Here is a 23,726-nt window from a genome sequence, read left to right on the forward strand (position 1 = left end):
AGCCCCGGCGGCCCCGCCCCCGGGGTCAGGCGGGCCGGACGGCGGCCGGTTCCGACTCCCCGGTGGGCTGCTGTCCGATGATCTCGATCGCCCGTTGCCCGGCCTCCGGAACTTCCGGAGCCTCCGGCACGTCCGGCGCGCGCTGGGCCCGGATGACCTCGCGGTACCAGGCGTAGGACTCCTTGGGGGTCCGGCGCAGGGTCTCGTAGTCGATGTGGACGAGTCCGAAGCGCTTGCTGGCTCCCTCGGTCCACTCCACGTTGTCGGTCAGCGACCAGGTGAAGTAGCCCCGGACATCCACCCCTTCGCCGATCGCGGCGTGCAGGGCGCCCAAGTGGCCGTCCAGGAAGGCAATACGGCGGGTGTCGCTGACGGTCTCGTCCACCGCGCAGCCGTTCTCGGTGATGTAGAGCGGTGGCAACCGGTCTCCGTAGCGGTCGCGGAGCCCGACGAGGGTCTCGCGCAGCCCGTCCGGGACGACGGGCCACCCGAAGTCCGTCTTCTCGTACCCCTCGATCTCCCTGATGCCGAAGGGGAGTTCGGCGGGAATCTCGAACCCCGCGAAGGATTCGAGCACTTCGGGGCGGCGGGGGGCGCCGACGAGCGTGGGGTTGTAGTAGTTGACGCCGTACCAGTCCAGCGGGGTGGAGATGGTCTTCAGGTCGTCGGCGACCGGGCCCGGCATCAGGGCGGCGAACCCCTCGTCCGGGTAGCGGCCGGCGAGCAGCGGGTCGGCGAAGAGCCAGTTGGTGAGGGTGTCGTAGAGCCCGGCGGCCTCCCGGTCCTCGTCCGAGTCGCCGGCGGTCCAGACGGGGCTGTGCGAGACGGCGATCCCGATGTTGGCGGCACCGGCGGCGCGCAGCGCCCGGACGGCCAGTCCGTGGGCGAGGAGCTGGTGGTGGGCGGCGGGCAGGGCGTCGAAGAGGAGGGTGCGGCCGGGTGCGTGCTGCCCGAGGGCGTAGCCCAGCAGGGTGACTTCGGCCGGCTCGTTGATGGTGATCCACATGGGGACGCGGTCGGCGAGCCGTTCGGCGACGATGCCGGCGTACTCGGCGAAGCGGTACGCGGTGTCACGGTTGAGCCAGCCACCCTCCTCGTCCAGCGGCAGCGGGGTGTCCCAGTGGTAGAGCGTGGGCGCGGGGGTGATGCCCCGGGCGCAGAGTTCGTCGACGAGCCGGTCGTAGAAGTCGAGTCCCGCCGGGTTGACCGCGCCGCTGCCGCCGGGCACCACGCGGGGCCAGCTGATGGAGAAGCGGAAGGCGTCGGCGCCGAGTCCGGCGAGCAGGCCGACGTCCTCGCGCCAGTGTTCGAGGAAGCCGGTTCCCCGGGTGGTGTCCGTACCGTCCTTGATGCGGCCGGGCACGGCGGCGAAGGCGTCCCATCCGGAGAGGCCCTTTCCGTCGGCGTCGACGGCTCCCTCGGTCTGGAACGCGGAGGCGGAGGCTCCCCAGAGGAAGCCCGGTGGGAACTTCGGCACGGTCATTTCGGCCTCCATCAGCCGTACGTCGGCGTACGTATGAGCAGGATCGGGCAGGGCAATGATCAGAGCAGACCTTAAGGGGTGGTCCGTACTCCCGTGCGCGGATGCACGGAACACGGGGCATCTCTTCGGTCACCTCGGCCGTCGCGGAACCGGTCCAGTATTCCGGGGCGGGGCGTGCGACTTCAGCCGATCATGGAAGCCGGGCCGGACTTTCCTCCGGTACGTCCGGCTTTTCGTAGGACTCACTGACACACGACTGACGGGGAGTGGCGGATGCGGTTCGAGGTGTGGGCCCCCGGGGCGGGTTCGGTCGGTCTCCAACTGGCCGGCACACGGCTGCCGATGGGACGTGACGGGGCGCGCGCGGGCTGGTGGACGGCCGAAGCGGACGCGGTGGACGGCGACCGGTACGGCTTCTCGGTGGACGGGGGGCCGCCGCTCCCCGACCCGCGCTCCCGGCGCCAGCCGGACGGCCCGGACGGGCTCAGCGCGGTGGTCGACCAGGACGCGTACGTCTGGCGGGGCGACTGGCGGGGGCGCGGGCTGCCGGGCGGGGTGCTGTACGAGCTCCACGTCGGTACGTACACCGGCGAGGGCACCTTCGAGGCGGCGGCCGGGCGGCTCGGCCATCTGGCGGAACTGGGCGTCACGCACGTGTCGCTGATGCCGGTCTGCCCCTTCCCCGGTACCCACGGCTGGGGGTACGAGGGCGTGTCGCTCTGGGCCGTCCACGAACCGTACGGCGGCCCGGCGGGACTGAAGCGGTTCGTGGACACCGCGCACGGGCTGGGGCTGGCGGTGCTGCTGGACGTCGTCCACAACCACCTTGGTCCGTCGGGCAATTACCTGCCCGCCTTCGGCCCGTACTTCACCGAGACGCACCACACCCCGTGGGGTGCGGCGGTCAACCTGGACGCCCCCGGTTCCGACGAGGTACGGGCGTATCTGCTGGGCAGCGCGCTGGCCTGGCTGCGCGACTACCGCCTCGACGGACTGCGGCTGGACGCGGTCCACGCGCTCGCCGACACCCGGGCGCTGACCTATCTGGAGGAGCTGGCGGCCGGAGTGGACGCGCTGGCGGCCGAGGTGGGCAGGCCGCTGACGCTGATCGCCGAGTCCGATCTCTGCGACCCGCGCACCACGACCCCGCGCGCGGCGGGCGGGCTGGGGCTGCACGCCCAGTGGAACGACGACTTCCACCACGCCCTGCACACCGCCCTCACGGGCGAGGCGCAGGGCTACTACGCCGATTTCGCCGCCGCCCCGCTGGCCGCACTGGCGAAGACGGTGACCCGTGCCTTCTTCCACGACGGTACGTACTCCACCTTCCGGGGGCGGGCCCACGGCCGTCCGGTCGACGTCAACCGCACCCCCGCCCACCGCTTCGTCGGGTACGCCCAGACCCACGACCAGATCGGCAACCGGGCCCTCGGCGACCGGCTCGCCGCCTCACTCTCCCCCGGTCTCCAGGCGTGTGCGGCGGCGCTGGTGCTGACCGCTCCGTTCACCCCCATGCTCTTCATGGGCGAGGAGTGGGGGGCGCGAACCCCCTGGCAGTTCTTCACCGACCACACCGATCCGGAGCTGGCCGAGGCGGTACGCAACGGCAGACGGCGGGAGTTCGGGGCGCACGGCTGGGCCGAGGAGGACATCCCGGACCCGCAGGACGCGGCGACCCGCGACCGCTCCTGCCTGGACTGGAGCGAACCGGAGCGCGAGCCGCACGGCCGGCTGCTCGCCTGGTACCGGGAGCTGATCGCGCTCCGCGGGAGCGTGCCCGATCTGCGCGACCCGGACCTCGCCTCCGTGAAGGTCGCGTTCGACGAGCAGGCCGGGTGGCTGGCGCTGCGCCGGGGCGACGTACGGATCGTGGTCAACCTCGCCGGCCGCCCCGCCGCCGTCCCGCTGGGCGGCGGGCGGAGCCGGGCCGCCGCCGGACGGGTGCTGGCGGCCTGGGCGCCGGTGGAGGCGCCGGGCGCGGACGGACTGCTGCACCTGCCGGCGGAGTCGTGCGTGGTGCTGGCGGACGGGTGACCGGGGACGGGCGGGGCGGGGCCGGTGACGCGTCGCCGCCGGCCGGCGAAGGGCCGTCAGCCGACGATCGCCAGCTCGCGGGCGGTGGAGTTGAGCCGCCGCCCGCCGTCCTCGGTGACGGTCACGATGTCCTCGATCCGCACACCGAACCGCCCCGGAAGGTAGATCCCCGGCTCCACCGAGAAGCACATCCCCGGCACCAGCGGCTGCTCCTCGCCCTCGATCATGTAGGGCGGTTCGTGGGTGGTGACCCCGATGCCGTGGCCGGTGCGGTGGATGAAGCGGTCTCCGTAGCCGAACTCGGTGATGACCGCGCGCGCCGCCCGGTCCACGTCCTGGCAGGCGGCTCCGGGCCGTACGGCCGCGCACCCCGCCGCCTGGGCCTCGCGCACGATGTCGTGGACCCGCTGCTCCTCGGCGGTGGGCTCGCCGACGTGGACCGTGCGGGAGGTGTCGGAGCCGTAGCCGTACCGCAGGCCGCCGAAGTCGAGGACCACCATGTCGCCGTGCTCGATGACCCGGTCCCCGGCCTCGTGGTGCGGGTTCGCGCCGTTCGGGCCGGAGCCGACGATGGCGAAGTCCACCTGCGAGTGGCCGAATCCGATGAGCAGCTCCGCCAGGTCCGCCGAGACATCGGTCTCCGGCCGGCCGGCGAAGGGCACCTTCAGGATCTCCTCGTACGTGGCGTCCGCCGCCGCACCCGCCGCCGCGAGCCGCTCCAGCTCCGCCGCGTCCTTGACCGCCCGCAGCATCGGCAGCACCTGGGTGAGCGAGGCGTAGGAGGTACCGGGAAGCAGGTGCTGGAGCCCGAGCAGGTGCATGGCCCAGGCGTTGTCGCTGATGCCGTACCGGCCGGCCGCGTCGAGAAGCGGGGCGGCCACCTCGTACGGGTTCCTGGCGTCGGTCCAGTCGCGCAGCGAGAGGGCGGGGGCGCCGATCGCCGCCTCGGCGTCGGGCGCCTCCAGGGTCGGTACGACCAGCACCGGCTCCTGACCGGGCGTCAGGACGAGAAGGGTGAGGCGTTCGGTGCTGACGGGCTGGTAGCCGGTCAGATGGACGAGGTCCGGGCCGGGCGCCACCAGGACACCGGCAAGACCGGCCTCGGCGGCGGAGTCGGCCGCACGGGCCATCCGCGCGCGGTAGACGTCGGCGGTGAAGGGCTCGGGCGGGGTGGGGCTGGTCATGCGGGGCCTCCAGGGGTGCTGCCGGTACGGCTGCCGGTGGGCGGTGCGCCACTGCGCGCGCCGCACGGAGCATCCTGCCGCCGCCCGCCGCTGGACGCGAGCGCCGGACGGGCGTGGCGGGACGGTCGGTGCGGCGGGGCGGGCGGCCGAGGCGGTCGTGCGGGACGGGCGGCCGAGGCGGTCGTGCGGGACGGGCGGCCGGGGCGGTCGTGCGGGACGGGCGGCCGGGGCGGTCGTGCGGGGCGGTCGGCCGGGGCGGTCGTGCGGGGCGGTCGGCCGGGGCGGTCGTGCGGGACGGGCGGCCGGGGCGGTCGTGCGGGACGGGCGGCCGGGGCGGTCGTGCGGGACGGGCGGCCGGATCGCGTCGGCGTGCGGCGGGTCGGCTTCACCGCGCCGGCCCCACCCCCTGCTCGTCAGCGCTGTAGCGGCCGGACGACCAGGTCGGCGCGGTCGCGTCCGGCTTCGACCAGCCGGGCGTTCGCCTCGTCCGAGCCCGCCACCCACTGCTCGGCGTCCGGCCTCGGCCTGCCGAACCGGACGTGCCGGTCCACCAGCCTCCGCACCCGTACGCCCGGGTCGATCTCCAGGTACCAGACCTCGTCGAGCAGCCCGCGCACCGGGGCCCAGGGCCCGTCGTCGTGGAGGAGGTAGTTCCCCTCGGTGACGACAAGCGGCGTTGCAGGGTCCACCGCCACGGACCCGGCGATCGGCTCCTCCAGGGCACGGTCGAAGGCGGGGGCGTAGACCGTCTCGCCGCCGGACGGCGCGGAGCCGGTTCCCCCGTCCGTGCGCGTAGCGCGCAGTCGCCGCAGCAGCGCGGCGTACCCGGCGGCGTCGAAGGTGTCCGGCGCGCCCTTGCGGGCGGCTCGCCCGAGCCGTGCCAGCTCGGTGCCGGCCAGGTGGAAGCCGTCCATCGGGACGAGTACGGCGGTCCCTTCCAGCGCTTCCACCAGGGCGGCGGCGAGGGTCGACTTCCCGGCGCCGGGTGGCCCGGCGATCCCCAGAATCCGGCGGTGACCAGGGACGATGAGCGCCCGGGCACGGGCGGCGAGCGGGGCGAGGTCGTACGTGTCCATGGTGGGCATTCTGCGGGCCCGCTCCGGCTCTTCGTTAGTGTTACGTATAACTGGACCACCCCGCATCCCTCCGAGGAGCCGCAGATGCCGCACATCGCCCTGACCACCCTGGTCGTCCACGACTACGACGAGGCCATCGCCTTCTACCGGGACGCCGTCGGGTTCGAGCTGGCCGAGGACACCGACCGGGGCGACGGGTCGCGCTGGGTCGTCGTCCGTCCGCGCGGCACCGGTGCGGCGGGCACCGGTCTCCTGCTGGCCCTCGCGAAGGACGGGGACCAGCGGGCGGCGGTGGGGGCGCAGACGGGCGGCCGGGTCGGGTTCTTCCTGCACACCGAGGCCTTCGCGGCGGACCACGCGCGGATGAAGGCGGCCGGTGTGCGGTTCCTGGAGGAGCCGAGGCACGAGACGTACGGCTCGGTCGCGGTCTTCGAGGACCTGTACGGCAACCGCTGGGACCTTCTCCAGCCCGCGTGAGCGAGCCGGGCGGGCGACATCGCCCCCGCCGTCCGCGCCGCCCCTTCGATGCCCGGCGGGGGCGGCCCGGAGTGGCCCCGGGCAGCCGGCCCGGCGGATCGCTCCGCACGTTCGCCGGACCTTGATAGCGTCGCCCCCACGCGACTGCGGAACGCTCCCCGCCCCGGTCGCCGGCCGGCCCCTCGCGTCACCGGAACGGGCCTGCGCGCACGTGGGTTCGGGGACGGTCGCCGCAGGACGAAGAGGGCCCCGGGCATGAGCCTCGCGCAGTTGCACTACACCTCGGCCGCTCCGGGGGACGAGGGGACCGTGGGACGGTTCACCGCCGTCGGCCCCGGGATACCCACGGCACTGCTCTCGGAGATCGAGCCCCTCCTGGGGTACGAGCCAGTGAGGGACGTGCCGTTCCTCCCCACGGACGCCGAACTCCGCTCCATGCCGCAGGCGTTCAGCTTCACCCACCTGTCGGACGGCAGCAGGCTGCTCTCCCGGGCGGTGCCGCTGGCCGCGCCGGGTGCCGGGGCCGGGCAACTGCGGTTCCACACGCACGCCGTGCTGTTGCCGGCCGGTGCGCCCCTGCCCGGCGACCGGCTGCCGATCGCCGCGTGGCGCTCGCCCCGCTGGGCCTCCGCCACACCCAGCGGGGCGATACCCGACCCGCTCACCTCGCCGTACGCCGGTCCGGGCCTGGAGCGTGAGGCGCTCGGGGACTTCGCCGTCTCCCGGGGCCCGTGGCTCGCCGCCGTCTTCGCCGATCTGCGCCGGGTCCGGCTGGAGAGCGCCTCGGGCGCGACGGCCCAGGTGGTGCTCGTGGAGCGGCAGAGCGAGGACGTGGCCCGCTGGATCGGGCTGGCCTGCTCGGTCCTGCCGCCGGACCACGCCGAGCGGCTGACGTTCACCACCTACTCCCGGCGGCCCTCGCTCGCCCCGCAGCAGGTCGTCGGAGTGCTCCCCGAGGACGCTCATCTCCTCGACGCCGCCGAGGTCCGGGTACACCTGTGCGGCGGCCCGCACGGCCGGCCGTCCCCGCCGCCCGGTGACGCCTGGGCCGAGACCGCCGCCCGTGTCTGGCGCAGCCGCGCTCCGGAACTGTTCGCGAGGGCGCGCGCGTTGCACGGCGAACCGTTCGCCGCCGGGCCATTGGCCGTCACCGCGCTCTGCGCCGGAATCGCACTGGGTCCCGACGAGCGTTCCACGGCCGCCGACTGGGCGGCGGAACGTCCGTACACGCTCGACGAGGAGCAGACCCGGAAGCTGGTCGACGCCCTGACCGCGGCCACGATCGACGATCGCAGCGGCCCCGAATTCGACGCGGTGGGGCGGCTGTTCGGCGCCCTGGACGGAAGGTGCACGGTCCCCACGACCGCTCCGCTCGCCGCGATGCTGGTCACCGAGGCGGTGCGCGGCGGCAACGGCTCTCTCGAACTCCCCGACCGGAGCGCCTTCGCCGGCCCCGAGGGCAAGGCCATCTCCGAGGCCCTCGCACCGGAGATCCTGGCCGAGCTGGGCGGTTTTGGCGCTGCCCTCGACATCGCGCGGACCGTGCAACTCCTGCGCGTGGCGCGGCTCCTGAACCTCGACTGCGCCGGGCTGCTGCCCTCCCTGGTGGACCGGGTGGCCCCCGCGCTCCTGGCCGCCCCCGACTTCACCTGGGGCCCGGCCCTGTTGGAGCTGCTGGACGAGCAGTTCGACGTACGGACCGCCCTGCTGGTGGCGCTCGACCGGATCGCGCCGGAGGACCCCGCCGCCATGGAACGGCTTTTGGGGCGGGTGCCGCTTCCGTTCACCGGGACGCAGTCACTGCCGCATCTGCGCATGTGCGCCGAGTCCCGTGCGATCACGGCGAGTTGCGGCGAGGACCGTGTCTCCGCGCTGAGCCGGGTGCTGCGGGCCGCCGGGATCTCGCCGTTCGCCGAACCGCTGGTGCTGCGCTCGGCGGTGGGCCTGGTCTGGACGGACCGGGAACCGACCGCCGCGGAGGCCCGGATGCTGCTGGAGGCGGCCACCTCGGACACCCACCGCAGCGCGGGTACCTGGTCGCACCTGGTCCGCGCGGCACTCGGCGCGGCGGCCCACGACACGGATGCGGCGGACTTGGCACACGACCTGCTGCGCGGCTTCCCGCACCAGATCCTGGGCCGGGAGCGCGCCGCGCTGCTGTTGCTGGACTTCGCCCGCACGATGCGCGGGGCGGGCGCCGCTGCGGCGGGCGACGGGGCAGTGGCGCCGGACGAGGCGGCGCCCGGAGAGGGCTGGGCGGAGCGGGCGCTCGCCCTGCGTCCGGCCGCCGAACCGGTAGAACCGGGCGTCCTCGAGCACGCGTTCGGCGCGCTCGCCCGCCGCCTGCTGGAGCCGGAGCGGCCGGACGCGGAGCTGTACGCCTTCGTGCAGACCGACGACCCGGACCTGCTCGCCGCCTACGGCAGGGCCGCTCGGGAGGAGCCCGTACCCGCCCGGCTGCGGTCGGATCCCGCGTACGCCGCCGACTGCTACCTCAACTGGAGCGCCCCTCCGCACGCGGGCGTCCACTGGACGCGAACCAGCACCGCCCTGCTGGACGAGGTGCTGCGCCCGGCCGTGCGCGAGCTCTCCTCTGCCGAGGTGCTGGCCGTGGAGGAGGCCGTGGGGCGGGCCGGCAGCACCGGCCGGACGGAGGCCTTCCGCGCGTGGAACCGGCGCCAGTCGGGCGCCCTCGGCCGGATCGGCCGCCGGCTGGCGGGCAGGGTGCGCCGCCCCTGACGGGTCCGGGGCGGCGCCCTTCGTTCGGAGGGGCCAGGGGCCAGGTGGTGTCCGGCGGGACCCGGCCCGGCTCACCACGCGCCGCGCCACCGGCTCGCGCGGTTGTCAGGCGGCCGGCCGGGCGGCCCCCGGATCGCGTCCGAGGAAGCCCACGAACCGGTCCACGGCCGGGGCGTCCTCGGCGACCGGCACGATCTCATCGAACGCCTTCCCCTCGCCCCGGAACTGTGGCGGCAGCGTGACCTGTGCGCGGGCCAGCACCTCGGTGGCCTCCTCCTCGGTGAAGGGGACCGCCTGCCCGGTGGCGACGGCGAGATCCCAGCCGTGCCCCATGTACTCCATGAGCGTCATGTTGAGCACCATCGGGGCGGGCAACTCGGCATCCCTCACCCGGACCTGACGGTCGAACCCGTACGTCCGCCATCCGGCGAGCAGCCCCTCCGCGGCGGTCCGGAACTCACCGGCCGGGTCGTCCCCGCAGACATGGGCCGCCGGGTCGCCTTCGGGGGCACGGCCTTCGCATCCCGCCTCGAAGACCTGGAGCCAGCCCACGAGGTGGTTGCGCAACGCCTCCACGTCATAGGTCTCGCAGGGGGTCGGCAGGGGCAGTTGGTCCGGACGGACGCCCTCGACGAGGTCCCCGGTCTTGGACAGAATTCCCGCAAGGAGATCGATGTCACTCATGGCGGGAGCTTAGGCCGTGCCTGACAACCCGCGCCGGATCAGCGGGCGGTGTCCGGCGCGGTGCATCGCAAGGCGGAGGATCGCCCGTGTACTGGATGTACTCGGGCAGTCCGACAACGCCGCGAGGCGCCGTGCCGGGCGCCGGCCGCCCGGCGGGAATGGTCAGACATGGCCCAGGTGGTGTCCGGCCGATCATGGCCGGGGGCGCGGCGCCCGACGGGGCCGCCGAAGTGACCGTGGCCGTGGACGTCGGCGCCCCGCTTCCCCCGACCGGACGGGGATGTCCTTTCGCCCCCCGGGAGCGTCCGTACCGCCGGCTCCGGCGTATCGAGATGCGAGACGGCCGGGCGCCACGCTCGGCCGCGCCCGACCGGGTTCCGAGGGCGGGAGACACATCGCACCGGTTCGAACCGCCGTGCGAAGCCTTGCCGTTGTCGGCACTTCAGGCTTGCAGTCGAAGGATTCCAGCATGCCCCACGGACCCGGACGTGACCCTTGTCACGGGGCGCTCGTCCCACACTTCGATTTCGTACGTGTGAGGTGGCCGAGCAGGGGTACCGGCTGAACACCAGCTCCGCACCGCACGCGCACCGGCTCCGTACGTTCTTCCCACTTCCGGCGCGGGCGAGAAGGCCACTGCGACGAGAGAGGCACCCGCCGAACGATGCAGCACACGACTGAATCCACCCAGTGCGTTCCGGCCATGACCTACGACCTGATGCTCGAAAAGATCCGCTACGACGGCGCGTACCCGACCCGGGAACGGGCCGAGGAAGCGGTACGCCTCGTACTCGGCGGCCTCGGCGGTCAGTTGACCGGATCCGAGCGCCAGAGCCTCGCGGCTCGCCTCCCGGAGGAGGCCGCCGACGTCCTCCTCGCCGGCAGACCGGAAAGTGCGCTCACCGGTCGTGACTTCGTGACCTCGCTCGCCCTGCGGACCGGCGCGAGCACCGCCACCACCCGCTGGGACACGGGCTCCGTCCTGACCACGGTGGCCCAGCTGGCCGGCCCCGATCTCCTGGCCCAGGTGCTCCGGGCGCTCCCCCAGGGGTACGCGCTCCTCTTCGGCCGCGCCGAGCTCGCCCGCGCCGCCTGACCAGGCGGGCAACCCGGCACCCCTGGGACATTCAGGAGCCGGGCACACCGCCGGGACTCGTCGCACTCAGCGGACCCTGCACCGCCGCCGGACCATCCGCCCCCGCCGCCCCCTGCTCCCGCGAGGCCCTTGCCGGGCGCGGGCACCACGTGCCTGCTCCGGTCCACGCGGACGCAGGGGGCGGCGGTCGCGCGGCGGGCCGCAGGAGTCGGGGCTGCGGCAGCACGGGGCCGCCGGGGCTGCTCCCGGACGTTTCCGTCACACCCGTGGTCTCTTCCGCCCGCCCCGCCCCTCCCCCGCGTCCGCCCCGGGGTACCACTGTCACCGGCGGCCCGCACGCCGCCCGTACGCCCCGCACACGCCCCCCCACCCGCACGGCTCGCGGCACCGCTCATGGCGCCGCTCCTGGCTCAGGTGACGACCCCGCGCGACGGCCGCCCTCGAACCCTGCCCCGACGTCGGGGTAGGGTTTTTGTGGTGGTCAAGGTACGCTCCGCGCGCCCGTCCCACCTTGTGCCGGGGCCGATGCCGCCCCCGGCGGAGGTCCGGTCCCGCGAGGTCCGCGCCGGGGAGAACAGCGTGCGTGAGGGCCTCGGGCCCGCCGCGGCCTGTCCGTCCCGAGCTTTTCGCGCGACCGGCCCGGCCCGAACGGATCTTCCGGGGTCCGTTCCCCCTCTGCTTCCGGTCCCGGTCACCGGGCCGTCCGCGGGGCGCCGTCCCGGCGCACCACGTCCAGACGCACGCCGTCGGCCTGCCCGACACGGTGGTGTGCCCGAGCACGACAGGTTTCCGCTGCCTTGTCCTCAACCGTCCCCGCCGTCTCCACCGATTCACCGGCCGCGCGGCTGCGCGCGCTGAAGCCCGACTGGCTGGGCGACCCCAAGGTCTGGCGCACCGAGGTGCTGGCCGGGCTGGTGGTCGGTCTCGCGCTGATTCCCGAGGCGATCTCGTTCTCGGTCATCGCCGGGGTGGATCCGGCGGTCGGCCTGTTCTCCGCCTTCACCATGGCCGTGGTGATCTCCGTGGTCGGCGGGCGCCGGGCAATGATCTCCGCCGCCACCGGTGCGGTGTCCCTGGTGGTCGCGCCGCTCAACCGTGAGCACGGCTTCGGTTATCTGGTCGCCGCCGTGATCCTCGCCGGGGTCTTCCAGATCGTTCTGGGGGCGTTGGGGGTGGCGAAGCTGATGCGGTTCGTGCCCCGCTCGGTGATGGTCGGCTTCGTGAACTCGCTGGCGATCCTCGTCTTCATGGCCCAGGTTCCCGAGATGCGGGACGTGCCGTGGGCGGTCTATCCGCTGATCGTGGCCGGCCTGGCGATGCTGGTGTTCTTCCCGAAGGTCACCGCCGTCGTTCCGGCGCCGCTGGTCTCCATCGTGGTCCTCACCGCCTTCACGGTGGCGGCTGGGATCGCCGTACCGACCGTGGGCGACCGGGGGGAGCTGCCGTCGTCGCTGCCGGTGCTGGGCCTGCCCGACGTGCCGTTCTCCCTCGACACGCTGACGACCGTGGCTCCGTACGCGCTCGCGATGGCACTGGTCGGCCTGATGGAGTCGCTGATGACGGCGAAGCTGGTCGACGAGATCACGGACACCCGCTCGAACAAGAACCGCGAGTCGGTCGGCCAGGGCATCGCCAACATCGTCACCGGCTTCTTCGGCGGCATGGGCGGCTGCGCCATGATCGGACAGACGATGATCAACGTGAAGGTGTCCGGGGCGCGGACCCGGTTGTCGACGTTCCTCGCGGGTGCGTTCCTGATGGTGCTCTGCATCGCCTTCGGGCCGGTGGTGTCCGAGATCCCGATGGCCGCCCTGGTCGCGGTCATGGCGATGGTCTCGTTCGCCACCTTCGACTGGCACTCCATAGCCCCGAAGACGCTGCGGCGGATGCCCGCCGGGGAGATCGCGGTCATGGTGGTCACCGTGGTGGTCGTCGTCGCCACCCACAACCTCGCCATCGGCGTGGTGGTCGGTTCGGTCCTCGCGATGGTGGTCTTCGCCAAGCGGGTGGCTCATGCCGCGGACGTCAGCGCCGTCACCGACCCGGACGGCACCCGTGTGGTCTACCGGGTGAGCGGAGCGCTCTTCTTCGCCTCCGCCAACGAACTCGTCGGTCGCTTCGACTACGCCGGGGACCCGGAGCGCGTGGTGATCGACCTGTCCGCCGCACACGTCTGGGACGCCTCGTCCGTGGCCATCCTCGACACGATCGGCGCCCGGTACGCCCAGCGGGGCAAGACCGTCGAGATCACCGGCCTGAACGAGCCGAGCGCCCGTCTCCACGACCGGCTCAGCGGGGAACTCGCCGGGGGCCACTGACTCCCGGGACCACGTCCGCGCACGTCTGCCGCCGACGCGGATCCCGGTCCCGCTCGGGACCGCCTCCACGAGCCCGCGGCGGCACCGTCCGCCCGCGAGGGTTCGGCCCGGACGCCACCGGCCCCCACGACCGTTGCGGTCGTGGGGGCCGGTGCCCGTACCAGGTGCGCGCACCTGCCGGGGAGAAGCGTCAGGCGTCGGGCGTCAGCTTCAGCGAGATGGAATTGATGCAGTAGCGCTGGTCGGTCGGGGTCTCGTACCCCTCGCCCTCGAAGACGTGGCCGAGGTGCGAGCCGCAGCGGGCGCAGCGCACCTCGGTGCGGACCATGCCGTGGCTGGTGTCCGAGATGAGCTCGACCGCGTCGGTGTCCTTCGGGTCGTAGAAGGACGGCCAGCCGCAGTGCGACTCGAACTTGGTGTCGGAGCGGAAGAGCTCCGCTCCGCAGGCGCGGCAGGAGTAGACGCCCTCGGTCTTGGTGTCGGTGTACTCCCCCACGAAGGCGGGCTCGGTTCCTGCCTTGCGCAGCACCGCGTACTCGGCCGGGGAGAGCTCTTCCCGCCACTGCTCGTCTGGCTTCTCGATGTCGTACGGCACGGTGGCTCGCTTCCTCACTTCGACAGCTGGTCCAGGATGTGCGGGCCGAGGTCCGTGACGTCGCCCGCCCCCATGGTGAGAACCAAGTCGCCGGGCTTCGCCATTCCCGCGACGAGCGCCGGGACGTCCGCCGGGTCGTGCACGGCGGTGACGTCGGCGCCGGCCACCAGCGCGGCGTTGATGATCAGCGCGCTGGTGACGCCGGGGACCGGGTCCTCGCGGGCCGGGTAGATGTCCAGGACCACGGACGCGTCGGCGAGGGCGAGGGCCTGGCCCATCTCGGTGCCGAGTTCCTGGGTGCGGGAGAAGAGGTGGGGCTGGAAGACGACCAGGATGCGGGCGTCGGCCGCCGCGCCGCGCATGGCCTCCAGGTCGGCGGTCATCTCGGTGGGGTGGTGGGCGTACGAGTCGATGACCTGGACGCCCGCGGCCTCTCCCTTGAGCTGGAGGCGGCGCTTGACCCCGGTGTACGTACCGATGGCGGAGGCGAGGTTGTGCGCGGGGATGCCGAGGGCGACGCCGGCGGCGAGGGCCGCGACGGCGTTGTGGGCGTAGTGGCGGCCGGGCACGGAGACGGTGAAGGTGAGGAACCTGCCGTTCAGCAGGACCGTGACCTCGCTGGTCAGACCGCGCGGGGTGACCTTGTGGACGCGCACGTCGGCGGTCTGGGACTCGCCGTAGGTGACGATGTTCAGGTCGTCCCGGGCGCTCTCGCGCAGCCGGCGGGTGAGTTCGACGGCGCCGGGCTGGTCGGCGGCGACGACGAGGGTGCCGCCGGGGATGATCTTTCCGGCGAACTTTTCGAAGGACTCGTAGATCTCGTCCATGGAGGCGTAGTTCGCGTGGTGGTCCAGCTCGACGTTGAGGACGATCGCGACCTCGGGGTCGTACTTCTGGAAGCTGCGGTCGCTCTCGTCGGCCTCCGCCACGAAGATCTCGCCGCCGCCGTGGGCGGCGTTGGTGCCCGGTCCCTCCAGGTCGCCGCCGATGGCGTACGAGGGGTCGAGGCCCAGCGAGGAGAGGGCGACGGCCAGCATCGAGGTCGTGGTCGTCTTGCCGTGGGTACCGGCCACGGCAATGGCCCGGGTGCCGGTCATCAGCGAGGCGAGCGCGTCGGAGCGGTGCACCACCGGGACGGAGAGCTCGGCGGCGCGCACCAGCTCCGGGTTGTCCGCGCGGATGGCGCTGGAGACGACCACGCAGGTCGCGTCGTCGGCCAGGTGGGCCGCGGCGTGACCGATGTGGACGGTCGCCCCCGACGCGCGCAGCGCCTCGGCGGTCCCGGACTCCTTGGCGTCGCTGCCCGCCACCTTCGCGCCCCGCTGGGCGAGGATCTTCGCGATGCCCGACATTCCGGCGCCGCCGATGCCGATGAAGTGCGGACGTTCCATGGCGGCAGGAATACCGGGTGCCATGCGTGTCTCTCCCTGAAGTCGCTCGCGGTGCCGGGTCCGCCCGGCACCGGTGCCCAGCCTATTCGCTGTGCGCGAAGAGCTTGAGCACCGGGACGCCGACCTTGTGGCGGGCCCGGGAGGCCCAGTCGCGGTGGAAGAACTCCTCCACGTAGTGCGGGGCGGTGAGGACGATGACCTCGTCGGCTCCCGCGTCGTCCACGACGGTCTTCAGGCTGTCCAGCGGGTGTTCCTCCACGAGCTGCCCCACGGCCTCGGAACCCGCCGCCCGCAGGGCGCGCAGCGAGTGTTCGAGGGCCAGCCGCGCGGGTTCGCGGGCGTCCTTCCCCTCGGGCTCCTCGCTCTCCCTGGCTGCGTCCCGCAGTTCTCCGAGCGCCACGTCGTCGATTGCGCGGAGCAGGACGTCGGCCTGGTCGCCGCGCGGCTGCATGAGCACGATGAACGAGATCCGCTCGTCGCCGTGGAGGGTCGTGACGAAGTCGACGTCCTCGGGGGTGAGCGGCTTCTCGATCATCAAAACGCTTGTGAACACGACGGGTGCCCTTCCGCTTCTTCATCTGGCCGACCTGGTGGAGGGCCGCTGCTGAAACCATCCTTCCCCGTGATCGTACGGAGATCGCAGAGGTAAGTGTGCCCAGCGGAAGCCAAGCGGAACGGAGAATTCCGTCACGCCGTCAAAACTCGGACAGAACGGCCGCGCATCTCAGGGGCGGCGGTACCGGGTGAAGAGGAAGCCGTCCTCCTCCAGCAGCCCCGCCAGGGCGAACCGCTCCGGCACGGGTACGGGCGGGCCTCCCGCGATCCGCTGCGCGTCCCCGGCCGTCAGCATCGGCGAAACGGTCAGGCAGAGCTCGTCGAGCACGCCCGCGGCGACGAACTGGCCGAGCAGCCGGGGCCCGCCCTCCGTCAGCTGCCGGGTCAGGCCGAGGGCGGCCAGTTCCCGGACGGCTCTCGCGGGGTCGATCCGGGTCCCCTCACCGGCGACCACCACCCGGGCGCCCGCCTTCCGGGCGGCCAGAACCCGGTCCGCCGGTGCGGCGGCCCCGGTGAGGAGCAGGGTCGGGACCTGCGGCTCGGTGTAGAGCGGAGCTGAGAAGTCGAGGTCCATGCTTCCGCTGACCACGGCGATGGCGGGAGCGGGCGCCTGTCCGGCCGCAGCGCGCCGCGCGGCGAACGCCTCGCGGGCGCGGGCGGGCCGGTAGCCCTCCGTGCGTACCGTCTCGGCGCCGGCGATCACCACGTCGGCGAGGCCGCGCAGGGTGCCGAAGATCCGCATGTCCGAGGGGCAGGAGATGCCCTGCGAGCGGCCGTCGTGCTGGGCGGCGCCGTCCAGGGTGGTGACCATGTTGGCGCGCAGCCAGGGTTGCGGGCCCGCGGGGTAGGCGTACGCCTCGGCCAGCTCGTCAAAACTCCACTCGCGGTCGTCGGCGGCCGGGACGGGGGCGGAGGCGCGGGCGCCGGTGGCTGTCGGGTCCGTCACAGGAGGAAGCAGACTTCGCATGTCAGGCAGTGTGGCACGGTGCCCGGAGGGCCCCGGCCCATGGACGCCACCCGTCCGCCACCGCCTAAGGTGGTCGGTTGTGTCGTCCTCCACCACCGCTCCGGGGGCGAACTCCCTCCCCGGCGCGGCTCCGCTGTCCTTGTGCGCCCGTCGTCCGCACGTTCCCGCCGATCGTCTGGTCGCCGAGATGGTGCCTCCACCGCGCTTCGATTCGGTGCGTTTCGCCACGTACGTCCCCGATCCGACCCAGCCGAGCCAGAGCGAGGCCGTCACGGTCCTCAGCTCCTTCGCGGCGGGTCTCGGCGGTGCGCACGCGTCGGGCGAGGGCCGGCGGAGGTGGTTCGCGAAGAAGCCCGCGGCCCCGTCCGGTCCGCGCGGGGTCTACCTCGACGGGGGGTACGGCGTCGGCAAGACCCACCTGCTCGCGTCGCTCTGGCACGCCACCCCCGCCGAACCGGCGCTGAAGGCCTTCGGCACGTTCGTGGAGCTGACGAACCTCGTCGGCGCGCTGGGCTTCCAGCAGACCGTGCGGACCCTGAGCGGGCACCGGCTGCTCTGCATCGACGAGTTCGAGCTCGACGACCCGGGTGACACCGTGCTGGTCTCCTCACTCCTCAGCAGGCTGGTGGAGGCGGGCGTCGCGCTGGCGGCGACCTCCAATACGCTGCCGGGCAAGCTCGGCGAGGGCCGGTTCGCCGCCGCCGACTTCCTCCGCGAGATCCAGGGCCTCTCGGCGCACTTCCGTCCCCTGCGGATCGACGGCCAGGACTACCGGCACCGGGGTCTGCCCGAGGCCCCGCCGCCGTTCGACGACGAGCAGGTCACGCGGGCCGCGTACGCCGCCGACGGCGCGTCCCTGGACGACTTCTCCGCGCTCCTCGGCCACCTGGCCGAGGTGCACCCCAGCCGGTACGGGGCCATGACGGACGGGGTGAACGCGGTCTGCCTCACCGGTGTGGTGCCGGTGCCTGACCAGTCGACGGCGCTGCGCCTGGTGGTGCTCGCCGACCGGCTGTACGACCGTGAGATCCCGGTCCTCGCCTCCGGCATACCCTTCGACCGGCTGTTCAGCGAGGAGATGCTGAACGGCGGGTACCGGAAGAAGTACTTCCGGGCCATCTCCCGGCTGACGGCCCTGGCGCGGGACGCGAAGGGCCTGGTGGCGCAGTAGGTTCGTGGAGGTGACGGCGTGACACCTCCGGGTGGGCACGTCGTCCACCGGTTCCGCGGCGCACGAGGTGCCGCGGTTCCGCGCGACCGCGCGCACCGTTTTCCGAAGGGATTCACCATGGCTACCACGCGTCAGGCGCACACGGTCTGGGAAGGCAACCTGCTGGAGGGCAAGGGTGTCGTCACCTTCGACTCGTCCGGCATCGGCGAGTTCCCGGTCTCCTGGCCCTCGCGTGCCGAGCAGGCGAATGGCAAGACCAGCCCGGAGGAGCTCATCGCCGCCGCGCACTCCGCCTGCTTCTCGATGGCCCTCTCGCACGGCCTGGCCGGCGCGGGCAACCCTCCCACCAGCCTGAACACCAAGGCCGACGTCACGTTCGAGCCCGGTACCGGCATCACCGGCATCCACCTCACGGTGGAGGGCCAGGTCCCCGGTCTGGACGAGGCGGGCTTCGTCAAGGCCGCCGAGGACGCCAAGGCCAACTGCCCTGTCAGCCAGGCACTGTCCGGCACGACGATCACCCTGACGGCCACCCTCGCCTGACCGGTCCGGCTGAACCGGGCCGCCGCTCGTCCCCGGCTCTCGGGGGCCGGCGGTGGCCCGTACGGCGGCGGGCGGGCCGTTTCGGGACGCCCGTCGGGTGGTGGGCGGGCCCGTTTCGGGGCGCCCGTACGGCGGTGGGAGGTCCGGTTGTGCGACGGGCCGTCAGGACGTCGGCTGCGCGCCGGTGATCGCTCCCCACCCGCGTAACACCCGCGTCACCGCACGGCCGCACGTTCTCAAAGAACGGCTGGCTCAATGCACTCCAACGCAGCGACCTGCACAGGAGGGCATGACATGGACGTATCAGCTCCCGCACCGGTCCCACCGAGGGGCCGGGACGTCCACCCGGTCGACCGGCGCCTCTCCCCGGGCAGGCTCGCCGCCTTCGGATTCCAGCACGTGCTCGTCATGTACACCGGCTGTGTCACCGTGCCGCTGGTCTTCGGCGCGGCCGCCGGGCTGGACACCTCGACGACCGGTCTGCTGATCAACGCGGATCTGCTGGTCGCCGGGGTGATCACGCTGATCCAGAGCCTGGGCGTCGGCAAGGTACTCGGCGTCCGACTGCCGGTCGTCACGGGAGCCACGTTCGCGTCGGTGACCCCGATGATCCTGATCCAGGGCGAGTACGGCATGCGGGCCGTGTACGGGTCGATGCTGGCGGCCGGGCTCTTCGGGCTGCTGATGGCCGTGCCGTTCGCGCGGCTGGTCCGGTACTTCCCGCCCCTCGTCAGCGGTGTGGTCATCACCGTCATCGGCCTCTCGCTGATCGGCGTGGCCGCCGGACTGATCACCGGCAACGACCCGGAGGCCGCCGATCACGCGTCGGGGACCCGGCTCGGGCTGGCCGCCGGGGTGATCGTCTTCATCGTGCTCTTCGCCCGCTTCGTCAGGGGGTTCGCCGGGCAGATGGGCATCCTGATCGCGCTGGTCCTCGGCACCCTGATCGCCATCCCCCTGGACCTCACCGACTTCTCCGGCGTATCGGACGCGGACTGGGTGGGACTGGCAGCACCCTTCCACTTCGGCGCCCCGGAGTTCCCGGTGTCCGCCGTGGTCTCGATGTGCGTGGTGATGCTGGTGATCTTCACCGAGTCGACCGCCTCGATGCTGGCGGTGGGCGAGGCGACCGGACGGCCCGTCACGGACAGGGACCTGGCCCGCGGCCTCGCGGCGGACGGGTTGTCGGGCGTGCTCGGCAGCGTGATGAACTCGTTCATGGACACCGTGTTCTCGCAGAACGTCGGCCTCATCCGCCTCACCGGGGTCTCCAGCCGATACGTCACGGCGGTGGCGGGCGCCGTCCTGGTCGCGCTCGGGCTGGTCCCGAGGCTCGGGGAACTCGTCGCCGCGCTGCCCGGCCCGGTGGTGGGGGCCGCCGCCCTCGTGCTGTTCGCCACGGTCACGATGGTCGGGGTGAACACCCTGCGCCGGGTGGACCTGGACCGCGGCAACAACCTGACGATCGCCGCGGTGGCGCTGGGAATCGGCCTGCTGCCGGAGATGTCCGAGGCCGTCTACGCCGACTTCCCGTCCTGGGTCCAGATCGTGTTCGGCAGCGGCATCACGGCCGCGGCGTTCACCGCGTTCCTGCTGAACCTGCTGTTCCACCACACCCCCTGGGGCCGCCCGCCCGGGACGGAGGACGCATCGCGCCCGCCCGCGACGGGGACGGAGACGGAGACGGAGACGGAGGGGAAGGTTACGGGCGTGGGGGCGGGTGCGGGTGCGGACCCGGAAGGTGTGCCGTCGGCCGATCGGGGCGCCCCCAGCGCCGGGCGGACCACCTGACCCATATAAATCATATTGTCCGATATTTTCCGTGAATGACTACCTCAGCACGGAAAGTCTCGCCTCTGATCGGTTCTGCGTGCCTGGCCGGTCTCGTCGTCCTGAGCGGGGTGCTCGCCGGATGCGGCAGTCCGGACGATCACCCCGCCACCACGCGACCGCCGCACGGCGCCGCCCCCGCTCCCTCCTCCCCGTCCACCACCCCCGACCCGGCCGCCGGGCGCCGAATCCCCCCGCCTCCCACCCTCGCTCCGGGCCCCGAAGGGCTCACCCCGGTCTTCGAACGGCGTCCGAGGAGCGCGGCCCCGACGGACGAGAAGGTCGTGGCGCTCACCTTCGACGCCGACATGACGGCCGACGAGGGCGACCGGGCGGCGGCGGGCGAAAGATTCGACAATCCGCCCCTGATCGCCCTGCTGCGCCGCCTCAAGGTCGAGTCGACCGTCTTCATGACCGGCCGCTGGGCGGAGGAGTACCCGGACCAGGCCCGGGCGATCGGCACCGATCCGACGTTCGAGATCGCCAACCACTCGTACAGCCACTACGCCTTCTCCTCCCCCTGCTACGGCCTCCCGGCCGTGGAGAAGGAGGAGGTGAGGGGCGAGGTGGAACGCGCGTTCGCCGCCTTCCGCACGGCGGGGGCGCGCAACGTCGTCCCGTACTTCCGCTTCCCCGGCGGCTGTTACGACGACGAGGCGCTGCGTGCGCTGGCCCCGGAGAGGGTGACGGCGGTCCAGTGGGACGTGGTCGGCGGCGACGCGTTCGCGACCGACGCGGACGCGGTGGCCGAGCAGGTGCTGGAAGGCGTGACCCCTGGCTCGCTGGTGGTGCTGCACTGCACCCGTAGCGCCGCCCCGGCCACGGAGGAGGCGGTACGCCGGATCGTCCCCGAACTCCGCGCGCGCGGCTACCGGTTCGTGAAGGTGTCGGAGCTGATGCGGGCGGCCCCCGGGAGCTGAGGCGCCGAGGCGCGCCCGGAAGGCGGCCGGGCCCGGGCCGCCGGGCTCGGGCGCCGTCGACGCCCGGGCGACTTCCGGGCCCGGCGTCGCTGCGGGTCAGCCGGAGCAGGCGTTCCGGCCGGCCTCCTGCCAGGCGCAGACCGGGCAGAGCGTGGCGCCCTTCGTCGACTCGGGGTACTCCGTCGGTTTGCGGCAGAGTACGCACTCGGCGTACGGCCCGCCCACGTCGGCCGGCACGGCCGGGCCGGGGGCCGAGGGGGCGGGGGTCGCGCAGTACGTCTCGTCGTCCATGGCCCCGAGCGTACGACGGCCCCCGGGCCGGCAGCCACGGTCCACCACGCTGCGCCCGGCTCGGCCGGCACCCAAGCACCCGGACACCCAGCCACCCGGGCACCGCGGGCCGACGGCGTCAGCTCGCCGACGTCTTCTCCGGCTTCGCTTCGCTCGGGCGCACGATGACGAAGCCCTCACCGTCCAGGCGCAGCTGGACGGCCTCGCCGGAACCGCCCCGCACCATCGAACCGAAGCTCTGGGAGCGGTGGAGCGAGGTGGTGAGCTGCGCGCTCCAGCCGACGACCGCGTCCGTGTCGACGCAGACCGGCTGCTGGGGCGTCACGGGTATCACGATCGGATTGCCCTCGCAGATCAGGGCCAGCTTTCCGTATCCGCTGAAGACGCTGTTGAAGAGGCCGCCGCCCGTCATTCCGGCGCCCTTCACGGTCTTGATCTCGTACGCGAGCGTGGAGTCGAAGCAGAGGACGTTGCGGCCGTTGAGGGTGAGCACGTCGCCCTGCTCGATCTCGACGATGAAACAGTTCTGCGCCTCGTGCGCGAACCATGCCTCGCCCTTCCCCCGGACCGCCATCAGCGGCAGCCCCTCACCGGTGACGGCCCGTTTGAGCATGCCGCCTATCCCCTGGCCCTTGCGCTCGAACTGCAGGTCGCCCCGGAAAGCGATCATCGAACCCTGGCGGGCATGCATCTCGCCGCTGACCGCGTACTTGACCGACTTGGCGTTCTGCAGCGTCATCCCGGGGACGGTCGCCTGCTGCGCCATGTGCTCACTGGAAAATATGTCGCTCTTCATGCGGCGCATCCTCGCCCGGAACATGCCACAAAGCCAAGCGGCCCACCGGGCGCTCGGACGGCTCCGTCGGCCAGGGTGCCCGGCATGTCCGACGTGCCTGGCAGACTGGCTCTGTGAGCAGCAACGACATTCCCGCAGCCCCGTCGGCACCGGACCCGACCGCCACCTCCCCGGCTTCCCCGGTCGAGCCCGCCGACCGCGCCGAATCGGCCGGGGCCACCGGACCGCTTCCGGCGGACAGCCCGTTCCGGACCGAGCCGACCCCGCGGGACGAGGCACCGCAGTTCGTGCTGCCGCTGGTGGTGCACATCGAGAAGACCGACCCGCCCGCCCGTACGGACGCGCTCCGCACGGCGGCGCGCGCGGTGCTCACCATCCTGGCCGACGACCGCGCGCTCGGTGAGGGCGAGTGGGCGCAGGCGATGCGGGACTGGCAGGACGCCCGGATACGCAAGGTGGTGCGGCGGGCCCGGGGCGCGGAGTGGCGCAAGGCCTGCGCGCTGCCCGGGATCACGGTCACCGGGGACGCCGCCGAGGTGCGCGTCTACCCTCCGGTGCCGCTCGACGGCTGGCCCAAGGAGCTGGCGAAGCTCCAGGTCTCCGGCACGGACCTGGACGACCCGGAACCGCCGGCCGCCCCGGACACCACCGGTCCGGTTCTCTGGCTCAACCCGGAGCTCGACATGTCGGCGGGCAAGACGATGGCGCAGGTCGGCCACGGTGCGCAGCTCGCCTGGTGGGAGTTGACGGACGCGGAGCGCAAGGAGTGGCAGGAGGCGGGCTTCCCGCTCTCGGTGGCCACCCCGGGCGCGGAGACCTGGCGCCGCCTCACGGTGAGCGGTCTGCCCGTGGTGCACGACGCCGGGTTCACCGAGATCGCCCCCGGGCCGACCGTCGCAGCCGAGGGAGGCACGCTCTACTGCCGCCTCCCGCGCCTCCGACGCCCCTGACGCACCACGCCGACCCGGCCCTGACAGCTGGTTCATCGTGTGGTCCGCTCGGTCTCCTGGGACGGGCCGGGTAGCCGGCGGTGGACGGCGGAGCTCGTCCGCGGCCGGCACCCCGCGCCTCCCAAGATCTGTCACAGAGTGGTCACAACAGCTGACGTCAGTCTCATGGTGGCCACAACTCCCGTGACATTATGGGGAGTTATGACAGATGACGAGCGCGGGGGACACAGCTCGATCCGCGTCACACTTCTCGGAGAGACGGCCGACGACGTCGATGTGGCCGCTCTGAAGAAGTGGCTGGAGCGCGAACGCAGCCTGGAACGCTGGGTCAACGACAACTCCATCCGCATTCATGAGCGTCCCAGAGCCGTTGATACCCGCGAAGCGGGCGCCACCATGGGCGCGGGGATGGACATCGTGCTGGTGCTGATCGGTGCGGTGACGCCCAGACTCTTCGAGGAGGTGCTGGCCGCGACCGAGTCCGGGGTCAGGGCCTGGCGGGAGAACCGCCGTTCGGTGGAGCAGGGAACTCCGCCCGTCCCCGAGATCACCCCGCACGCGCCGCCCGACGGCCGCGCCGGCACCCCGGACCGCGACCCCGAGGCGCCGGAGAGCGAGGGCTAACC

At 73.0% G+C, this 23,726-nt stretch carries 21 protein-coding genes; 11 read left to right on the forward strand and 10 right to left on the reverse strand.

Annotation, left to right across the window (positions count from 1 at the left end; all coding sequences use genetic code 11):
• Nucleotides 1-25: 25 nt before the first annotated feature.
• Nucleotides 26-1,483, reverse strand: a complete 1,458-nt coding sequence (locus tag ACFYPN_RS13320) for a GH1 family beta-glucosidase (protein WP_389298156.1) — start codon at nucleotides 1,481-1,483, stop codon at nucleotides 26-28.
• Between the two features lie 273 nt (nucleotides 1,484-1,756).
• Here ACFYPN_RS13320 and treZ point away from each other — a divergent pair, with 273 nt between their 5' ends.
• Nucleotides 1,757-3,517, forward strand: a complete 1,761-nt coding sequence (gene treZ / locus ACFYPN_RS13325; protein WP_389298157.1) for a malto-oligosyltrehalose trehalohydrolase — start codon at nucleotides 1,757-1,759, stop codon at nucleotides 3,515-3,517.
• 56 nt (nucleotides 3,518-3,573) lie between these two features.
• On the opposite strand, the gene ACFYPN_RS13330 is transcribed toward treZ, so the two are convergent.
• Together ACFYPN_RS13330 and ACFYPN_RS13335 are read right to left on the reverse strand one after the other, a co-directional pair.
• Nucleotides 3,574-4,701: an aminopeptidase P family protein gene (locus ACFYPN_RS13330; RefSeq protein WP_358756124.1), complete on the reverse strand. Its 1,128-nt coding sequence runs from the start codon at nucleotides 4,699-4,701 to the stop codon at nucleotides 3,574-3,576.
• Between the two features lie 413 nt (nucleotides 4,702-5,114).
• On the reverse strand, nucleotides 5,115-5,786 hold the full coding sequence (locus ACFYPN_RS13335) for a nucleoside/nucleotide kinase family protein (RefSeq protein ID WP_389298159.1): 672 nt from the start codon (nucleotides 5,784-5,786) through the stop codon (nucleotides 5,115-5,117).
• A gap of 75 nt (nucleotides 5,787-5,861) precedes the next feature.
• On the opposite strand from ACFYPN_RS13335, the gene ACFYPN_RS13340 reads away from it, so the two are divergent.
• Entirely contained in the window at nucleotides 5,862-6,254 is a 393-nt protein-coding gene (locus ACFYPN_RS13340; protein ID WP_389298161.1) for a VOC family protein, read from the forward strand.
• 255 nt (nucleotides 6,255-6,509) lie between these two features.
• Nucleotides 6,510-8,993, forward strand: coding sequence for a GTPase-associated protein 1-related protein (locus ACFYPN_RS13345; protein WP_389298163.1), 2,484 nt, complete (start codon nucleotides 6,510-6,512; stop codon nucleotides 8,991-8,993).
• A gap of 105 nt (nucleotides 8,994-9,098) precedes the next feature.
• Here the strand turns inward: ACFYPN_RS13345 and ACFYPN_RS13350 are convergent, their stop codons facing one another.
• Complete coding sequence (locus ACFYPN_RS13350) at nucleotides 9,099-9,677, reverse strand: TIGR03086 family metal-binding protein (protein ID WP_389298165.1); 579 nt, start codon at nucleotides 9,675-9,677, stop codon at nucleotides 9,099-9,101.
• Between the two features lie 703 nt (nucleotides 9,678-10,380).
• Between ACFYPN_RS13350 and ACFYPN_RS13355 the strand changes: the two genes are divergently transcribed.
• Both ACFYPN_RS13355 and ACFYPN_RS13360 read left to right on the forward strand, forming a co-directional pair.
• On the forward strand, nucleotides 10,381-10,773 hold the full coding sequence (locus ACFYPN_RS13355) for a DUF2267 domain-containing protein (protein WP_389298167.1): 393 nt from the start codon (nucleotides 10,381-10,383) through the stop codon (nucleotides 10,771-10,773).
• Nucleotides 10,774-11,570: 797 nt separating this feature from the next.
• Nucleotides 11,571-13,091: a SulP family inorganic anion transporter gene (locus ACFYPN_RS13360; protein WP_389298169.1), complete on the forward strand. Its 1,521-nt coding sequence runs from the start codon at nucleotides 11,571-11,573 to the stop codon at nucleotides 13,089-13,091.
• 190 nt (nucleotides 13,092-13,281) lie between these two features.
• Here the strand turns inward: ACFYPN_RS13360 and msrB are convergent, their stop codons facing one another.
• From msrB to ACFYPN_RS13380, 4 genes are all read right to left on the reverse strand, one after another.
• Nucleotides 13,282-13,686, reverse strand: coding sequence for a peptide-methionine (R)-S-oxide reductase MsrB (gene msrB / locus ACFYPN_RS13365; protein ID WP_358762723.1), 405 nt, complete (start codon nucleotides 13,684-13,686; stop codon nucleotides 13,282-13,284).
• A 14-nt stretch (nucleotides 13,687-13,700) separates the two neighbouring features.
• Nucleotides 13,701-15,101 (reverse strand): UDP-N-acetylmuramate--L-alanine ligase, encoded by a 1,401-nt coding sequence (gene murC, locus ACFYPN_RS13370; RefSeq protein WP_389298171.1) that lies wholly within the window; start codon nucleotides 15,099-15,101, stop codon nucleotides 13,701-13,703.
• A 58-nt stretch (nucleotides 15,102-15,159) separates the two neighbouring features.
• Nucleotides 15,160-15,612 carry an indole-3-glycerol phosphate synthase gene (locus ACFYPN_RS13375; protein ID WP_358762731.1) on the reverse strand — a complete coding sequence of 151 codons (453 nt, stop codon included), beginning with the start codon at nucleotides 15,610-15,612 and terminating at the stop codon, nucleotides 15,160-15,162.
• 189 nt (nucleotides 15,613-15,801) lie between these two features.
• A complete protein-coding gene (locus ACFYPN_RS13380) occupies nucleotides 15,802-16,599 on the reverse strand; it encodes a pyrimidine reductase family protein (RefSeq protein ID WP_358762719.1) in 798 nt (265 codons plus the stop codon).
• Between the two features lie 79 nt (nucleotides 16,600-16,678).
• On the opposite strand from ACFYPN_RS13380, the gene zapE reads away from it, so the two are divergent.
• The 4 genes from zapE (at nucleotide 16,679) to ACFYPN_RS13400 (ending at nucleotide 21,063) form a co-directional block, all read left to right on the forward strand.
• Nucleotides 16,679-17,770 (forward strand): cell division protein ZapE, encoded by a 1,092-nt coding sequence (gene zapE / locus ACFYPN_RS13385; protein ID WP_358762717.1) that lies wholly within the window; start codon nucleotides 16,679-16,681, stop codon nucleotides 17,768-17,770.
• Between the two features lie 117 nt (nucleotides 17,771-17,887).
• Entirely contained in the window at nucleotides 17,888-18,313 is a 426-nt protein-coding gene (locus ACFYPN_RS13390) for an OsmC family protein (protein WP_358762715.1), read from the forward strand.
• 294 nt (nucleotides 18,314-18,607) lie between these two features.
• Complete coding sequence (locus tag ACFYPN_RS13395) at nucleotides 18,608-20,104, forward strand: nucleobase:cation symporter-2 family protein (RefSeq protein WP_389298174.1); 1,497 nt, start codon at nucleotides 18,608-18,610, stop codon at nucleotides 20,102-20,104.
• Between the two features lie 35 nt (nucleotides 20,105-20,139).
• Nucleotides 20,140-21,063, forward strand: a complete 924-nt coding sequence (locus ACFYPN_RS13400) for a polysaccharide deacetylase family protein (RefSeq protein WP_389298176.1) — start codon at nucleotides 20,140-20,142, stop codon at nucleotides 21,061-21,063.
• A gap of 96 nt (nucleotides 21,064-21,159) precedes the next feature.
• Here the strand turns inward: ACFYPN_RS13400 and ACFYPN_RS13405 are convergent, their stop codons facing one another.
• Both ACFYPN_RS13405 and ACFYPN_RS13410 read right to left on the reverse strand, forming a co-directional pair.
• Nucleotides 21,160-21,354, reverse strand: coding sequence for a hypothetical protein (locus ACFYPN_RS13405; protein ID WP_358762709.1), 195 nt, complete (start codon nucleotides 21,352-21,354; stop codon nucleotides 21,160-21,162).
• Between the two features lie 118 nt (nucleotides 21,355-21,472).
• Complete coding sequence (locus ACFYPN_RS13410) at nucleotides 21,473-22,150, reverse strand: AIM24 family protein (RefSeq protein ID WP_358762707.1); 678 nt, start codon at nucleotides 22,148-22,150, stop codon at nucleotides 21,473-21,475.
• A 113-nt stretch (nucleotides 22,151-22,263) separates the two neighbouring features.
• Here ACFYPN_RS13410 and ACFYPN_RS13415 point away from each other — a divergent pair, with 113 nt between their 5' ends.
• Both ACFYPN_RS13415 and ACFYPN_RS13420 read left to right on the forward strand, forming a co-directional pair.
• On the forward strand, nucleotides 22,264-23,100 hold the full coding sequence (locus ACFYPN_RS13415; protein ID WP_389298178.1) for a peptidyl-tRNA hydrolase: 837 nt from the start codon (nucleotides 22,264-22,266) through the stop codon (nucleotides 23,098-23,100).
• A gap of 201 nt (nucleotides 23,101-23,301) precedes the next feature.
• Nucleotides 23,302-23,724: a hypothetical protein gene (locus ACFYPN_RS13420; RefSeq protein ID WP_358762703.1), complete on the forward strand. Its 423-nt coding sequence runs from the start codon at nucleotides 23,302-23,304 to the stop codon at nucleotides 23,722-23,724.
• The last annotated feature ends 2 nt before the right edge of the window (nucleotides 23,725-23,726 follow it).

Origin of the sequence: Streptomyces sp. NPDC005576, from assembly GCF_042871745.1 — a bacterium.
In the GTDB taxonomy this organism is placed as follows: Bacteria; Actinomycetota; Actinomycetes; order Streptomycetales; family Streptomycetaceae; genus Streptomyces.

Bases quoted from the DNA above. Each gene is read 5' to 3' on its own strand.
- ACFYPN_RS13320 (WP_389298156.1), bottom strand. From the start codon at position 1,483: ATGACCGTGCCGAAGTTCCCACCGGGCTTCCTCTGGGGAGCCTCCGCC.
- treZ (WP_389298157.1), top strand. From the start codon at position 1,757: ATGCGGTTCGAGGTGTGGGCCCCCGGGGCGGGTTCGGTCGGTCTCCAA.
- ACFYPN_RS13330 (WP_358756124.1), bottom strand. From the start codon at position 4,701: ATGACCAGCCCCACCCCGCCCGAGCCCTTCACCGCCGACGTCTACCGC.
- ACFYPN_RS13335 (WP_389298159.1), bottom strand. From the start codon at position 5,786: ATGCCCACCATGGACACGTACGACCTCGCCCCGCTCGCCGCCCGTGCC.
- ACFYPN_RS13340 (WP_389298161.1), top strand. From the start codon at position 5,862: ATGCCGCACATCGCCCTGACCACCCTGGTCGTCCACGACTACGACGAG.
- ACFYPN_RS13345 (WP_389298163.1), top strand. From the start codon at position 6,510: ATGAGCCTCGCGCAGTTGCACTACACCTCGGCCGCTCCGGGGGACGAG.
- ACFYPN_RS13350 (WP_389298165.1), bottom strand. From the start codon at position 9,677: ATGAGTGACATCGATCTCCTTGCGGGAATTCTGTCCAAGACCGGGGAC.
- ACFYPN_RS13355 (WP_389298167.1), top strand. From the start codon at position 10,381: ATGACCTACGACCTGATGCTCGAAAAGATCCGCTACGACGGCGCGTAC.
- murC (WP_389298171.1), bottom strand. From the start codon at position 15,101: ATGGCACCCGGTATTCCTGCCGCCATGGAACGTCCGCACTTCATCGGC.
- ACFYPN_RS13375 (WP_358762731.1), bottom strand. From the start codon at position 15,612: ATGATCGAGAAGCCGCTCACCCCCGAGGACGTCGACTTCGTCACGACC.
- ACFYPN_RS13380 (WP_358762719.1), bottom strand. From the start codon at position 16,599: ATGCGAAGTCTGCTTCCTCCTGTGACGGACCCGACAGCCACCGGCGCC.
- ACFYPN_RS13390 (WP_358762715.1), top strand. From the start codon at position 17,888: ATGGCTACCACGCGTCAGGCGCACACGGTCTGGGAAGGCAACCTGCTG.
- ACFYPN_RS13395 (WP_389298174.1), top strand. From the start codon at position 18,608: ATGGACGTATCAGCTCCCGCACCGGTCCCACCGAGGGGCCGGGACGTC.
- ACFYPN_RS13400 (WP_389298176.1), top strand. From the start codon at position 20,140: ATGACTACCTCAGCACGGAAAGTCTCGCCTCTGATCGGTTCTGCGTGC.
- ACFYPN_RS13405 (WP_358762709.1), bottom strand. From the start codon at position 21,354: ATGGACGACGAGACGTACTGCGCGACCCCCGCCCCCTCGGCCCCCGGC.
- ACFYPN_RS13410 (WP_358762707.1), bottom strand. From the start codon at position 22,150: ATGAAGAGCGACATATTTTCCAGTGAGCACATGGCGCAGCAGGCGACC.
- ACFYPN_RS13420 (WP_358762703.1), top strand. From the start codon at position 23,302: ATGACAGATGACGAGCGCGGGGGACACAGCTCGATCCGCGTCACACTT.